Raw genomic sequence first — 14668 nt, forward strand, 5'->3', positions numbered from 1 at the left:
ACGAAGCATTCTTTATCGGCGCTTTGGTGGAAGGGGTGGGGCGATGTCTCCCACGGTCTGTACTGCGGCTAACAGTCAGAAGCCAGCTTGAGGTCCCACCCACCCCTTCGAGTCCTACCATACAAGCGAGCCTGATCGCGAAGGGGTCAGTCCAGTCGATACATCTCTGTGATCAGACAGCGCGGATCACATGCTTGATCTCCTGAAACGCCGCCAACCCCCACGGCCCCAACTCGCGGCCGACACTGCTCTGCTTGTAACCGCCCCACGCCGTCTGCGGGAAGATCACTTGCGGCGCGTTGAGCCACACCAGCCCGGCCTGCAAAGCGTTGGCCACCCGTTCGGCGGCCTCGGCGTTACGCGTCACCACACTGGCGACCAGGCCGAATTGACTGTCGTTGGCCAAGGCGATCGCCTCGGCTTCGCTGCTGAAACTGCGCACGCACAACACCGGGCCGAAAATCTCTTCGCACCACAGCGCACTGTCGAGGGGCACTTCGGTGAACACCGTCGGCTGCAAAAAAAAGCCGCGCGGCAGGTGCGCCGGACGATTGCCACCGCATACCAGTTTGGCTCCGGCGCTGAGGCCGCGATCAATGTGTCCGAGCACGCGCTGGTATTGCGCCTGATTGACCAGCGCGCCCATTTCCACATCCGCCTCGAACGGGTCGGCTACGCGAATCGCTTGCGCACGCTGTTGCAAACGCTCGAGGAATTCATCGGCCAGTTCATCGGCGACCAGCACGCGGCTGGTGGCCGAGCACATCTGCCCGGCATTGAAGAAACCGCCGCCACAGGCCAGCTCGACGGCCAGTTCCAGATCAGCGTCGTCGAGCACCAGCAGCGAAGACTTGCCGCCCAGCTCAAGGCTTACACCCTTGACCGTTTCCGCCGCGCGCTGCATGACCTGCACGCCGACGGCGTTGCTGCCGGTGAAGGAGATCTTGGCGATGCGCGGGTCCGCCGACAGCGGCGCGCCCACGGCCAGGCCGGTGCCGCAGACCAGATTGAACACACCCTCGGGCAGGCCGGATTCGGCGATGATCGCCGCCAGTTCCAGCTCCGGCAACGGCGTGACTTCCGAGGGTTTGAGCACCACGCAGCAGCCGGCCGCCAGCGCCGGGGCGAGTTTCCAGGCCGTGGTGACCATGGGGAAATTCCACGGCACGATCAGCCCGACCACACCGCACGGCTCGCGGCGCAGACGCGCGCGGAAGTCGTCGCTGGGCAGCGGCACATTCGTGTCGAGCTGTGCGTCGAGGCCTTCGGCAAGTTCGGCGTAATACTCGAAGGTCGCGATGACATCGTCGACGTCGATCGCCGCTTCGAACAGCGGTTTGCCGTTGTTGCTCGATTGCAGGTTCATCAGGTGCTCGCGACCGTTGCGCACGCCGTTGGCGATGTTGCGCAGGACCACAGCGCGCTCGGCACCCGTGGTTTTCGACCAGTCCTTGAATGCCGCAGCCGCTGCGGTCACCGCGTGCTCGACCGCCAGTTCATCACCGCCGTTGACCGTGGTCAGCAGCGCTTCGGTGGCCGGGTTGATCACCCGTAAATGCTCGCGGCCGGCCGACCACCGGCCGTTGATGTAGAGGCCGTCGAGTGTGGTTGGGAAATTGATCATTGGGCCACCGCCTGCATCCACTGGTTCTGGTCGATTACGATGACGGTCGGACCTTGGCGGTCGGTAGCGGCACGCAGCGCACTGCGCAATTGCGCTATCGAGCTGATCGCTTCGGCGGCGCAACCGAGGGCTTTGGCCACACCGATGAAGTCCGGGGTGTAGATGTCGACACCGACCGGCTCGATGGCGCGGTTGACCATGTATTTCTTGATCTCTTCGTAGCCCTGGTTATTCCACAGCAGCACGATCACCGGCGTGCGTGCTTCGACGGCGCTGGCCAGTTCCGGCAGAGTGAATTGCAGGCCGCCGTCGCCGATCAGGCAGACCACTGGCGGGCGGACGCCTTTCTCTAACGGCCCACCGAGCCAGGCGCCAATGGCCGCCGGCAAGGCGTAACCGAGGGTGCCGTATCCGGTCGACGAGTTGAACCAGCGTCGCGGGCGCTCGGGATTGAAGGTGAGGTTGCCGGTGTACACCGGTTGCGTCGAATCGCCGACGAACACCGCGTCAGGCAACTCCTGCAGCACGGTTTCAAGGAAACGCGTCTGCGCCAGGGTCGCGGTGTCCCAGCTCGCCGCCAGCTCATCACGCAGACGCGCTGCGCGTACTTGCCCCCAATCGTTGCGGCGCTCGGCCAACGCTTTGTGCGACAAGGCGCTGAGCAGGGCCTGCGCGGCGTTGCGCGAGTCGGCAACCAGCGCGACGTGCGGCGGATAGTTGCGCACGGTCTGATCGGCGTCGATGTCGATACGCAGCAACTTGCCAGGAATCTCGAAACCGCCAGCGAAGGTCACGTCGTAATCGGTCTCGGCCAGTTCGGTGCCGATCGCCAGCACCACATCGGCATCGGCGACCAGTGCGCGGGTGGCGACCAGGCTTTGCGTCGAGCCGATCAACAGTGGATGCGTGGAAGGCAGCAGGCCTTTGGCATTGATGGTCAGCGCCACCGGTGCATCGAGCAGTTCGGCCAGCTCGCTGAGTTCGGCAGCGGCGTCGATGGCGCCGCCACCGGCAAGGATCAATGGCCGTTGCGCAGTCGCGAGCAGCTCGGTCATGCGGCTGACGGCGGCCGGCGCGGCACCGGCGCGGTCGATGCGCACCGGCAGGCTGGCGAGCAGTTCGTCGGCGTCCTCGACCAGCACGTCCAGCGGGATTTCGATGTGTACCGGACGCGGCCGGCCGGCCTGGAACAAGGCGAATGCGCGGGCCAGCACGCCGGGCAATTCCGACGCCGACATCAAGGTGTGAGAGAACGCAGCAACGCCAGCGACCAGTGCGCTCTGGTTCGGCAATTCGTGCAGCTTGCCGCGCCCGCCGCCCAACTGACTGCGGCTCTGCACGCTGGAGATCACCAGCATCGGGATCGAGTCGGCGTAGGCCTGGCCCATCGCCGTGGTGATGTTGGTCATGCCTGGGCCGGTGATGATGAAACACACACCCGGTTGGCCGCTGGTGCGTGCATAACCGTCGGCCATGAAACCGGCGCCCTGCTCATGCCGAGGCGTGACATGGTTGATGCTCGAGCGGGCCAGCCCGCGATACAGCTCCACGGTATGCACCCCGGGAATGCCGAACACCTGCTCGACCCCGTAACCTTCGAGTAACTTGACCAATACTTCGCCACACGTCGCCATGTCGATTGCCCTTCTGTCAGCTAAAAATACAGATCCCCTGTGGGAGCGAGCCTGCTCGCGAAAGCGCTGGATCAGCCAACATCAATGCTGAATGCGAAACAGCTTTCGCGAGCAGGCTCGCTCCCACATGGCCTGAACATGGGCTCATTGAACGGTCGGCCCGCTGGCGGCAACAATCGATTAAAAGTCATACTAGCCATGTCCTTACGTCATACCTTGGATCCCCATGAAACGACTGCCTCCCCTGCCCGCGCTGCATACGTTTCTGATCACGGCGCAGTGCTGCAACTTCACCCGCGCCGCCGAGCAGTTGCACATCACTCAGGGGGCGGTGAGCCGGCAGATCGCCGGGCTGGAAGATCATCTGGGGTATGAGTTGTTCATCCGTCTGGCCCGAGGGCTGGAGTTGACGGCTGAAGGGCGCGAGTGGCTGCCACGGGTTGAAAAGGTTTTCGCCATGATTAGCGAAGCCAACGAACAGATCGGCCTCAAGCGCGAGACCCTGCAACTGAAAGCGCCGAGTTGCGTAATGCGCTGGCTGGTACCGCGCTTGTTGCAGTGGCAAAAGGAACGCCCGGACGTGCCGGTGAAACTCACCACCACGCTAGCCCATGGCGTGGATTTTCAGCGTGAGCCTTTTGATGCCGCGGTGATCTACGGAGCACCGCCGGACAACTCGGCGACCGCTCTGCACCTGTTCGATGAACAACTGACACCGGTGTGCTCGCCAACGCTGTTGAAAGGCCCGCCGGCACTGTCGACGCCTGCGGATCTGCAGCAGCATTTATTACTGCACCCGACTCCCGACACCCATGACTGGACGGTGTGGCTGACGGCGGCGCAGCTTGCGTTGAACAACGTCAACGACGGGCAGCATTTCGAGACGCTGGATCAGGCGATGTCGATGGCCTCGCACGGCACGGGAGTGGCGATCGGCGACTGGTCGCTGATTGGTGATGACTTGCGTGCCGGGCGATTGGTGATGCCGTTCGAGTTGAAGGTCAAGACGGGGCTGGCGTATTACGTGGTGCTGCCTGCCGCAGCGGTGCCGTCGCCGCCGTTGGAAGAGCTGATGCTTTGGCTGGTTGAGCAGGCGCATTTGCGGTGAAGCCTTTTCCCTCACCCTAACCCTCTCCCAGAGGGAGAGGGGACTGACCGTGTTGTTTGATCCACCTGCGCCGACCTGCAACAGCGAGTCGAACTCAGGCCTGGAAAAGCATGAAGATCGCCTCCCTTCCCCCTCGCCCCCTCTGGGGGAGAGGGCTGGGGTGAGGGGGAAAAGATCTGAAGCCAGACCAGTCTCTCAGCGTCACCTCAGTCAATAACCCACAGTAAACCGCTGACGCACATGCTTCGGCGTTTCCACTTCATCGATCAACGCAATCGCATAATCGGCAAAGCTGATCCAGCTGCGCCCTTCGCTGCTCACCAGCAAATGATCCTTGCCGACACGAAATGTCCCCGTGCGCTCCCCTTCAACAAACTCCGCCGATGGCGACAGGAACGTCCAGTCCAGATCGTGCTCCTCACGCAATGCTTCAAGAAACGCCGCCCCGGCGCTGGCTTCAGCTTTGTACTCAGCCGGAAATCCCTCGCTGTCGATCACCCGCGTGTCATCCGGCAATAACAGCGAACCAGCACCGCCGACTACCAGCAAGCGTTTCACCCCAGCGTTTTTCACCGGCCCGACAATCGCCGCCGCTGGGACCGTGGCGAAGTGCGCGGCAGTGATCACCGCATCGTGACCGGCCACTGCGTCCTGCAGCGCCGCCGTATCGAGCACATCAACATTCTTGCTTACCACACCGGCACGGCTGCCGATCTTCGAAGTATCGCGGGCGATGGCGGTAACGCTGTGCCCACGACGCAGGGCTTCTTCCAGCAATTGGCTACCGGCACGGCCGGTGGCACCGATGATTGCGATCTTGCTCATGATGTTCTCCAGTTGGCTTGAGAGTGCTGCGTATGCGGATCCGGCTTACCAGGCCATTTCGCCTTTGGCGACTTTGGCGCTGAGCTCCAGCGAGCTTTCTTCGCCGAGCGACGGGTAGCGTTTCTTCATCGCCGCGATCAGTGCTGCGGAATCCTTGGCCTTGGCGGTTTCGGCATCGAATGCCTTGATGTAGTCGGCGGTGAACTTGACGCTGGCCAGCGAACGGCTGCTGTCGCCCAGGTAGTGGCCCGGTATTACCGTGGCCGGTTTCAGGCTTTCGATCGCATGCAGCGTGTCGAGCCAGTCGGCGTGGGATTGCGCGGTCTGGGTGTCGGCCATCCACACATGAATGTTCTCGGCGACCACTACGCCGCCGACCACCGCTTTCAACGATGGAATCCAGACGAAGCTGCGATCCGGTTGTTTGCCTTGCAGGCCGATCACCTGCAACTTCTGCCCTTCGAGCATCAGACCGTCACCCTTGAGCACGTCCGGCACGATGGTTTTCGCTGGAACATCGGCGCCCATTTTCGGCCCCCAGAAAGCCAGTTTGCCGGCGACGGTCTGGTTGATGTGATCGACAGTCGGCTGCGAGGCCAGCACCTTGGCATTCGGGAAGGCCTGGGTCAGGGTGTCGAGGCCGAAGTAGTAATCCGGGTCGCCATGGCTGATGTAGATCGTGGTCAGTTGCTTGCCACTGGTGCGGATCTTGTCCACCACCTGTTGCGCCTGGGATTTACCGAACTGTGCGTCGACGAGAATCGCTTCTTTCTCGCCGCTGACCAGCACCGAGGTCACCGGGAAAATCGCCTCGGTGCCGGGATTGTAGACATCGAGGGTCAGGTTGGCTGCCGCTGCATGCGCGGCGAAACCGAGGGCTGCGGCGGCGAGTACAACGCGTTTGAGTGTGGTGAAGCCGATCATCTGTTGCTCCGCTGTGCGAATGCCGTTGCTGGCGATGGAACAGAGCTTAGTTGCCTGACTCAGTGCAAAAAATGCGATGCTGGGACATAGTTTGTTTCTGAAAGCGGGCAAATCATGGATCGGCTACAAGCAATGCGGGTGTTCGTCAGTGTGGTCGACCTGGGCAGCCAGTCGGCGGCGGCCGATCACCTGGACCTGTCGCGGCCGGTGGTGTCGCGTTACCTGGCGGAGCTGGAAGACTGGGTCGGCGCGCGCCTGATGCACCGCACCACACGCAAGTTGAGCCTGACCGCCGCCGGCAACGAGATCTTGCCGCGTTGCCGGCAAATGCTTGAACTGTCGAGCGACATGCAGGCCGCCGTCAGCGAACCCGACGCCGCGCCGCGCGGGCTGTTGCGGATCAGCGTCAGCACCTCGTTTGGTCAGGCGCAACTGGCCGACGCGATGGCCGTGTACGTCAAACGTTATCCGGGGGTGAGCATTGATCTGCAAATGCTCGATCGCACGGTGAATCTGGTGGATGAGCGCATCGACCTGGCGATTCGCACCAGCAACGATCTCGATCCCAACCTGATCGCCCGCCGCCTGACCGTGTGTCGTTCGGTGGTCTGCGCAGCGCCAGCTTATCTGCAGGAGCACCTGGCGCCTGTGCGGGTTGAAGAGCTGAGCCGGCACAACTGCCTGACCCATTCGTATTTCGGCAAAAGCCTGTGGCATTTCGAAGAGGATGGCGAAGCGGTTTCGGTGCCGGTGCAGGGCAACATCAGCGCCAACGAGGCCAGCACCCTGTTGCGCGCGACACTGGCTGGCGCCGGGGTGGCGATGCTGCCGACCTATCAGGCCGGGGTGCATATCCACAGCGGCGAACTGGTGCGCCTGCTGCCCGATGCCGAACCACGACAAATGAACATCTATGCCGTGTATGCCTCACGCAAGCACATGCCAGCGGCACTGCGCAGCCTGCTGGATTTTCTCGTGGAACGCTTCCCCGAAAATCCGCAATGGGACATTGGCTTGTAAAACCCGATTGCCTGTGTGGGAGCGAGCCTGCTCGCGAAAAGGCCGGTTGTTTCAACATCGATGTTGCCTATACCACCGCTTTCGCGAGCAGGCCCGCTCCCACGGGTGTTCATCAGTGCTCTGAATGACAAGGTACAAACCCAGGCGCACTCGCTGGCAACTCCGCGCCGCTGACCTATGCTGAAACTAGTACCGCAGGGTATGTCGTTCAGAGGTCGTCGCCATGAACATCAAAACAAGAAGATATTTCGCGATTTTCATCACCTGCGCCGCCACGCTGGCGCTGTACGGCACCGCGGCCTGGCGGGTCGAGCAGTTGCGTCAGTTGCCGCGCGAGTACGCAAGCTGCAATTACGAGCGCTGTATTCCGCATAATGCGACGCTCAATGCATTGCGCTGATTAGAGCGCTGAAATTCGCCCCTTGTGGGAGCGAGCCGGCTCGCGAAAGCGGTGTGTCAGTCATCGAAAATGGTGACTGATGTACCGTTTTCGCGAGCAGGCTCGCTCCCACAGTGTATTTGGGGGTGTCAGTAGGATTACTGCTCGGCCTTCAGCCGATCACGGAAGGCTTTCGGGGATATCCCCACCCGGCGCCGGAACAGGCGTGTGAAGTTGGTCGGGTCGGAAAAACCCAACAGTTCCGACATTTCGTAAATGGTCATGCTGGTGTAGGTCAGCAAGCGCTTGGCCTCGAGCAACTGGCGCTCGTGCATGATCTGCAACGCCGGCTGCCCCGCGAGTTCGCGACAAGTGCCGTTAAGGTGCGAGACGGAAATGCCCAGGCGATGGGCCAGGTCCTCGACCTTCACGTGCTGGCGATAGGTTTCCTCGACCAACTGAATAAAGCCATTGAGGTATTCGCGCTGACGCTGCGGCCGTTGACTGGCTTTGTGGCGCACGATCGCCTGGCGACTGACCCAGACCATGATCACGCTGACCAGCGAATGCATGAGCATTTCCCGCGCCGGTTGATGGCCGTTGTACTCGGCCTGCAATGCACTGAACAGACTGTTGAGATAATCGCCGTCTGCGCCCGCCGGGTAATGCTCGGCGCTGGCCAGCGCATGCACCGAATCGCCCAGTTGCGCCTGCAAGTGGTTGATCAGCGGTGTGGCGAGGGTAACGATGAAGCCCTCGACGTCCTCGGAAAACCGAAAGCCATGCACCGACAGTGGTGGCAGGACCTGGATCGCCGGGGTTTGCAATTGCGTGCGCTGGCCTTCGATTTCAAGCTCTGCCTGACCTTTGAAAACGAACAGCAACTGGCACAGATCGGCATGGCGATGGGGTTTGATTTCCCATTCGTGTTCGCGACTGCGTGAGGAAATGGTTTCACAGTGCAGCAAGTCAGGGGTCGGCCAGTCCAGGCTTTCACCGTAGAGCTTGAACACGGGAATCGAAGGCAGCTCAGGCTTGTTCATCACTTCAATCCAGGCCTCGGGGTAGTGGGCGATAATCGCACCGATTGGCAGAATGTACAGGTATCGGCTCAGTTTTCACCTTCAATTGACGGACCCGCAAGGGAAAAATGCAAGCACTCGATCCATAAAAAACCCTCACCGGCGTTTGCCGCGTGACGCTTGCGAGCCATAAAAACAATGAAAACGCTAAAAACCCAAATCGCGATCATCGGCGCCGGCCCGTCCGGTTTGCTCCTCGGCCAGTTGCTGCACAACGCTGGCATCGACACCCTTATCCTCGAACGGCAGACGCCCGATTATGTGCTCGGGCGTATCCGCGCCGGCGTGCTTGAACAAGGCATGGTAGAGCTGTTGCGCCAAGCCGGCGTGAGTCAGCGCATGGATGCCGAGGGGCTGGTCCATGGCGGTTTCGAACTGGCTCTCGACGGACGCCAGGTGCACATCGACCTGCACGCTTTGACTGGCGGCAAGACCGTGATGATCTACGGCCAGACCGAAGTCACTCGCGACCTGATGGCCGCTCGTCGGGAGGCCGGCGCGCCGACGATTTATCAGGCGAGCAATGTCGTTCCGCACGGCATGAAAAGCGACGAAGCGTTCGTCACTTTTGAAAAGGATGGCGAAACCTGGCGGGTCGATTGCGATTACATCGCCGGTTGCGACGGTTTCCACGGTGTCGCCCGTCAGTCGATTCCGGCCGATTGCCTGAAGATCTTCGAGCGGGTTTATCCGTTCGGCTGGCTGGGTATTCTTGCCGATACCCCGCCGGTGCACGACGAGCTGGTTTACGCCCGTCACGAACGTGGTTTTGCTTTGTGCAGCATGCGTTCGCAAACCCGCACACGCTATTACGTGCAGGTACCGGCTGATGACAACGTCGAGGACTGGAGCGACGAGCGCTTCTGGGACGAATTGAAAAGCCGCTTGCCCAGCGCACTGGCGGAGAAACTGGTCACCGGGCCGTCGATCGAAAAAAGCATCGCGCCGCTGCGCAGTTTTGTCGTCGAACCGATGCAGTACGGGCGCATGTTCCTCGTCGGCGATGCTGCACACATCGTCCCGCCCACCGGCGCCAAGGGTTTGAACCTGGCGGCCAGCGATGTCAGCACGCTGTTCAATATTTTGCTGAAGGTTTACCGCGACGGGCGCACCGACTTGCTGGAGAAGTACTCAGAAGTCTGCCTGCGCAGGGTGTGGAAGGCCGAGCGTTTTTCCTGGTGGATGACTTCGATGCTGCACCGCTTCGACGATCACGACGCGTTCAACCAGCGCATCAGCGCCGCGGAACTGGACTACTTCGTCGACTCGGAAGCCGGGCGCAAAACCATTGCAGAAAATTACGTCGGGCTTGCGTACGAGGCTATCGAATAGCTTCCTACCGACTTACACTGGCGAGCATTCCCGCTCGCCATGTCCTTGCGGGTCCATCACTGCCCGCAGGTTTTCCGTGACCACTCTGAACCCGCCTGAAATACCCAAACCGGCCATTCGCAGCGTGCTGGTCGCCTTGATGATGGCGATCTTCCTCGGTGCGCTCGACCAGACCATCGTCGCCGTGTCGATGCCGGCCATCTCCGCGCAATTCAAGGACGTCAGCCTGCTGGCCTGGGTGATTTCCGGTTACATGGTGGCGATGACCGTGGCGGTGCCGATCTACGGCAAGCTCGGCGATCTGTACGGGCGGCGCAAACTGATGCTGTTCGGCATGGGCCTGTTCACCCTGGCTTCGCTATTCTGCGGCATGGCACAGAGCATGGAGCAACTGGTGCTGGCGCGCATTCTTCAGGGCATTGGCGCCGGCGGGATGATTTCGGTGAGTCAGGCGATCATCGGCGACATCGTGCCGCCGCGTGAACGGGGTCGTTATCAGGGCTATTTCAGCAGCATGTATGCGGTGGCCAGCGTTGCCGGTCCGGTGCTCGGTGGCTACATGACCGAATACCTGTCATGGCGCTGGGTGTTTCTGATCAACCTGCCGCTGGGCCTCGGCGCCTGGTGGGTCGCCCGGCGCAATCTGCGCGGTTTGCCTATCCCACAGCGCAAACCGGTGATCGACTACCTCGGTACGGTGCTGATGATCATCGGTCTGACCGCCCTGCTGCTCGGGATCACCGAGGTCGGCCAGGGGCATTCGTGGCGCAGCAGCGAAGTGCTCGGTCTGCTCGCTTGTGCGGTGCTGGTGCTGGCCGCGTTTGTCTGGCATGAACGGCGCGCGCGTGAGCCGTTGCTGCCGATGCACCTGTTCGCCAACCGCAGCGCCCTGCTGTGCTGGTGCACGATTTTCTTTACGAGCTTCCAGGCCATTTCGCTGATCGTGCTGATGCCGCTGCGTTTTCAAACTGTCACCGGTGCGGGCGCCGACAGCGCCGCGCTGCACTTGCTGCCGCTGGCGATGGGGCTGCCGATCGGCGCGTATTTCGCCGGCCGCCGCACCTCGATCACCGGCCGCTACAAACCGCAGATCCTCACCGGAGCGATATTGATGCCGATCTCGATTCTCGGCATGGCGTTCAGCCCACCGGAAGCGACGCTGCTCAGCGGCGTGTTCATGTTGCTCAGCGGCATTGCCGGTGGCATGCAGTTTCCGACCTCGCTGGTCGGCACGCAGAATTCGGTGGAACAACGCGACATCGGCGTGGCCACCAGCACCACCAACCTGTTCCGCTCCCTCGGCGGCGCGGTGGGGGTGGCGTTGATGTCGGCGTTGCTGCTGGCGCTGTTGCAGCACTCGAGTTTCGCCCACCTGGCAAGCAGTTCACTGCTCAGCGAGGGGCATTCGGGCAACGTCCTGCTCGATGGCCTCAACGCTGCGCCGGGGGATGCGCAGCATGCCTTGCGCGCAGAGCTGTTGGTGACGTTCCGGCATTTGCTGTGGGTGAGTACCGCAGTGTCGTTGCTTGGGCTCGCGGCAGCGATTGCCATGCCGAACAACCTGTTGCGCGGCCGGGAGCACGGCGCAAAATAACCGCCTGCCCTACCAAACCTGTGGGAGCGAGCCTGCTCGCGAAGACGTCGTGTCAGGCGACATCAGAGTGAATGACACACCGCTTTCGCGAGCAGGCTCGCTCCCACAAGGGGGGCCGGTGTTTCGGTCAGGGGCTGTAGTAACCCACCGCGACGAGGAAATGCCCGACCTTTTTCAGATAGGCGTGTTTGTCCTCGATCTTGCCGGTTACCGGGTTTTTCCAGCGATATTCGTATTCGCCCTCATCCTGCTTGCCGATCAGCGCCAGAATAGGTTCACCCACCGGTTTGCCTTCCGGATCCTTGACCTTGGCGAAATCGGTGTTGATCAGCCGCAGGTTGGTGCCATGCGCCACGTAGCGCCGGGTCTTGAGGTCAACCACGAACACATACAGGTCATCCTGCAGGTAGCCGCCCTTGAGCGAATTGACGGCGGTGAGCGTACCCTTCTCGTCCTTACCAAGGTCCGTCGCGGCTTTATCCAGCAGTGCCTTGGCCTGCTCCGCCGAAGCGCGCGGCAGGTAATACCCGACCGCGAGAATTCGCTGACCGACGCGCTGGTAAAACACGTGCTTGCGCTCGACCTTGCCGTCGGCCCAGTTCTGCCAACGGTATTCGGCCTGCTGGATGCCGTTGCCTTCCGGTACTTTCAGAGCGTCCTTGAAGGCTTTCTGCAAATCCGGACCAAGCACTTCGCTGACATCGCGCCCGATCAGTGCCGCAGAGGGTCCGCCGCTGGCCAGCATCACGCCCTTGGTATCGACCACGAAGACGTAGCGATCCTTGTCGACGAACTCACCCTGCCGGCTGAAGGCGGCGAACGCCTTGTCGCCGTTGTCGTGGTAATAAGCCAGGGCTTTTTCCAGCAGCGCGACGGCGGCCTGACTGTCATCCTTGCCATCGGTCGCGGCGCTGGCCTGGCCGAAACCGGCCAATAGCATCACGCCAAGCCAGGCTACTTTGTGCAAAAAACCCATAGCGCATCCCTCGTTCTTGTTGGTGTTTCAAGAGCGTAGACGGCCTGGGCTGATGTAGGGACATTCAGAGGGTTTCTGAACATTACGCAGTCGCTGTGGCGAGGCATGCCCCGCCACAGTGAACCGACCGTCAAGGTCGCGCGTTGATCTGCTGTTGCAGGTTCTGGATCTGCGCCTGCAGGGTGTTGAGGTTGCGCGTCATCTGCGCGCGGAAGGCGTCGAACTCCGCGGTGTTGCCGCCCCCCTGCGGCGCTGTCGGGCGGTTGTCCTGCTCGCTTTTGAGCACGACGATTTCCTGCTCGAGCCGATCGATGGCGGCGCTCGGGTTGCCCTGCTTCTTCAGCGCCACGATATCGGCGCCGAGGCTCTTGAACTGCGCATCGAACGCTTTCAATTCCGCGTCGAGCTTGCTGGTGTCAGCCGGTGTGCTTTTCAGCGTGGACAGTTCCGTGCTCAAGGTTTTCACCTGCGCCTGCAACTGGCTGTTGGCGTTCTGCAGTTCGCTGGTCTGCGCGGTCATCTGCGCCAGACGCTTGTCCAGATCGCTGGCCTGCCCGGCGACGCCTTGCTGCTGTTTGCTCTGATCGAGCAACTTGCCTTCCAGTTGCTTGATCTGCAGCTTCAGCGCTTCGCTGTCGCTGCTGACGTTGGACTGGCTGGCCACCACCTTGCCGGAAATGTCCTGCAGGCGCCCGGCCGCTTCTTCGCTGATCCGCGCAAAACTTTCCTGGGTTGCGACCAGTTGCTGCTCCATCAACGAGATTTGCTGAAAGCTCCACCAGGCCAGACCGATAAAGGCAAAGAACAATGCGCCGACCAAGGCCCACAAAGGCCCGGTGCTGGCTGCCTTGACCTTGACCACCGGCGGCGTGCGCGAGTGCACGGAGGTGCGCGCGGTGGTCGGGATGTCATCGTCATCGAAAGGGTCGGCGCGCAGGCTGGGCACGTTATCGAAATCGTCGTCGTGAGCATCGTTACGCATGGACATTGAGGCAACCTTTGAGAAACGCGGTGATGGCTAAATGCTGCGAAGTATAACCGCCGCAGCCGCAGGCATTGACCCCCATCCGGGGGCGCGGTTCATTGCCGGCCGACCGAATGGTTTCAGCGAATGTCCTGAGCCTTCCACCAGGCGCAGAACTCGTCGAGGGCCGACCACAGGCTGACTTTCGGATCGTAGTCCAGATAATGCCGGGCGCGGCTGATGTCGAGGGTGAAATTTTTGTTCATCACTTGCATGCCCAGCCGCGACAGCGTCGGCTCCGGACGCCCCGGCCAGAGTTTGCAGGCGCCTTCGTTGAGCGCGGCAACGCTGTAGGCCAGTGCGTAGGAGCGATACTTGCGCACCTGCGGCACGTCCATGTTGCGCATCACATAATTGACCACGTCCCACAGCGGCACTGGCGCGCCGTTGCTGATGTTGTAGGCCTTGCCCAGCGCCGAACCCGCGGCCAGCAAACTGCTGAGCATGGCTTCGTTGAGGTTGTGCACGCTGGTGAAATCGACCTTGTTCAGGCCATTGCCGATGATCGCCAGACGGCCCTTGCGCTGCATGTTGAGCAGGCGCGGAAAGATGCTCATGTCACCGGCCCCGGTGACGAAGCGCGGGCGCAACGCGATGGTTTCCAAGCCGAATTCCTGAGCGCCGAAGACCTTCTGCTCGGCCAGGTATTTGGTCGCCGCGTAAGGATGCCGAAAGCGCTTGGGCACTTGTTCTTCGGTCAGACCGAGATGATCGCGGCCATCGAAATAGATGGATGGCGACGACAGGTGCACCAAGCGTCGCACGCGCTGCTTGAGGCAGGCCTCGACGATATTTTCGGTGACCTGCACGTTGCCCTGATGGAAATCCTGATAACGCCCCCACACCCCGACCGCACCGGCGCAATGCACCACCGCTTCGACATCCGCACACAGCTCGCGGGCCACTTCGGCATCGGTCAGATCGCCGGGCACGAACTCGGCGCCACGGCGCACCAGATGCTCGACGCTCTCGGCCCGGCGCCCGTTGACGCGCACCTCAAGGCCTTGCTCCAGGGCGAAACGCGCAAAGCGTCCGCCAATGAAGCCGCTCGCGCCGGTAACCAAAATCTTCATCAAAAACTCCACGAATACAGCTGCAAGCTACAAGCCATTAGCTGCAAGTTAAAACGCTGCGCTTGTCGCTTGC

Annotated in this window: 13 protein-coding genes; 5 read left to right on the plus strand and 8 right to left on the minus strand. The window is 61.6% G+C overall.

The window, feature by feature from the left end; all coding sequences use genetic code 11:
* Positions 1-172: 172 nt before the first annotated feature.
* Together ACGSLL_RS13420 and ACGSLL_RS13425 are read right to left on the minus strand one after the other, a co-directional pair.
* Entirely contained in the window at positions 173-1624 is a 1452-nt protein-coding gene (locus ACGSLL_RS13420) for an aldehyde dehydrogenase family protein (RefSeq protein ID WP_394506510.1), read from the minus strand.
* Positions 1621-3258 carry a 5-guanidino-2-oxopentanoate decarboxylase gene (locus ACGSLL_RS13425; RefSeq protein ID WP_394506512.1) on the minus strand — a complete coding sequence of 546 codons (1638 nt, stop codon included), beginning with the start codon at positions 3256-3258 and terminating at the stop codon, positions 1621-1623. The genes ACGSLL_RS13420 and ACGSLL_RS13425 overlap by 4 nt, the downstream gene beginning before the upstream one ends.
* Before the next feature lie 226 nt (positions 3259-3484).
* Here ACGSLL_RS13425 and ACGSLL_RS13430 point away from each other — a divergent pair, with 226 nt between their 5' ends.
* Entirely contained in the window at positions 3485-4366 is an 882-nt protein-coding gene (locus ACGSLL_RS13430; protein ID WP_394506514.1) for a LysR substrate-binding domain-containing protein, read from the plus strand.
* A gap of 210 nt (positions 4367-4576) precedes the next feature.
* Here the strand turns inward: ACGSLL_RS13430 and ACGSLL_RS13435 are convergent, their stop codons facing one another.
* Both ACGSLL_RS13435 and ACGSLL_RS13440 read right to left on the minus strand, forming a co-directional pair.
* Entirely contained in the window at positions 4577-5191 is a 615-nt protein-coding gene (locus tag ACGSLL_RS13435; RefSeq protein ID WP_394506516.1) for an NAD(P)-dependent oxidoreductase, read from the minus strand.
* Positions 5192-5236: 45 nt separating this feature from the next.
* A complete protein-coding gene (locus ACGSLL_RS13440; RefSeq protein WP_394506518.1) occupies positions 5237-6115 on the minus strand; it encodes an MBL fold metallo-hydrolase in 879 nt (292 codons plus the stop codon).
* 114 nt (positions 6116-6229) lie between these two features.
* On the opposite strand from ACGSLL_RS13440, the gene ACGSLL_RS13445 reads away from it, so the two are divergent.
* Both ACGSLL_RS13445 and ACGSLL_RS13450 read left to right on the plus strand, forming a co-directional pair.
* Positions 6230-7135, plus strand: coding sequence for a LysR family transcriptional regulator (locus ACGSLL_RS13445; RefSeq protein ID WP_394506520.1), 906 nt, complete (start codon positions 6230-6232; stop codon positions 7133-7135).
* Positions 7136-7358: 223 nt separating this feature from the next.
* Positions 7359-7535 (plus strand): hypothetical protein, encoded by a 177-nt coding sequence (locus ACGSLL_RS13450; protein ID WP_203419290.1) that lies wholly within the window; start codon positions 7359-7361, stop codon positions 7533-7535.
* Between the two features lie 137 nt (positions 7536-7672).
* Here the strand turns inward: ACGSLL_RS13450 and ACGSLL_RS13455 are convergent, their stop codons facing one another.
* On the minus strand, positions 7673-8557 hold the full coding sequence (locus tag ACGSLL_RS13455; protein ID WP_258448167.1) for a helix-turn-helix domain-containing protein: 885 nt from the start codon (positions 8555-8557) through the stop codon (positions 7673-7675).
* A 177-nt stretch (positions 8558-8734) separates the two neighbouring features.
* Here ACGSLL_RS13455 and pobA point away from each other — a divergent pair, with 177 nt between their 5' ends.
* Complete coding sequence (gene pobA, locus ACGSLL_RS13460; protein ID WP_394506523.1) at positions 8735-9928, plus strand: 4-hydroxybenzoate 3-monooxygenase; 1194 nt, start codon at positions 8735-8737, stop codon at positions 9926-9928.
* 76 nt (positions 9929-10004) lie between these two features.
* Positions 10005-11522 (plus strand): MDR family MFS transporter, encoded by a 1518-nt coding sequence (locus tag ACGSLL_RS13465; protein ID WP_394506525.1) that lies wholly within the window; start codon positions 10005-10007, stop codon positions 11520-11522.
* Between the two features lie 127 nt (positions 11523-11649).
* Here the strand turns inward: ACGSLL_RS13465 and ACGSLL_RS13470 are convergent, their stop codons facing one another.
* The 3 genes from ACGSLL_RS13470 to ACGSLL_RS13480 form a co-directional block, all read right to left on the minus strand.
* Complete coding sequence (locus ACGSLL_RS13470; RefSeq protein ID WP_394506527.1) at positions 11650-12498, minus strand: cache domain-containing protein; 849 nt, start codon at positions 12496-12498, stop codon at positions 11650-11652.
* Positions 12499-12628: 130 nt separating this feature from the next.
* The gene (locus ACGSLL_RS13475) at positions 12629-13486 is read right to left on the minus strand and encodes an ATPase (protein WP_394506529.1); all 858 of its coding nucleotides are present in this window, start codon (positions 13484-13486) and stop codon (positions 12629-12631) included.
* A gap of 116 nt (positions 13487-13602) precedes the next feature.
* Positions 13603-14595, minus strand: coding sequence for an NAD-dependent epimerase/dehydratase family protein (locus ACGSLL_RS13480; RefSeq protein ID WP_394506531.1), 993 nt, complete (start codon positions 14593-14595; stop codon positions 13603-13605).
* Between the last annotated feature and the right edge of the window lie 73 nt (positions 14596-14668).

It is taken from the genome of Pseudomonas retamae (genome assembly GCF_043496865.1).
In the GTDB taxonomy this organism is placed as follows: domain Bacteria; phylum Pseudomonadota; class Gammaproteobacteria; order Pseudomonadales; family Pseudomonadaceae; genus Aquipseudomonas; species Aquipseudomonas retamae.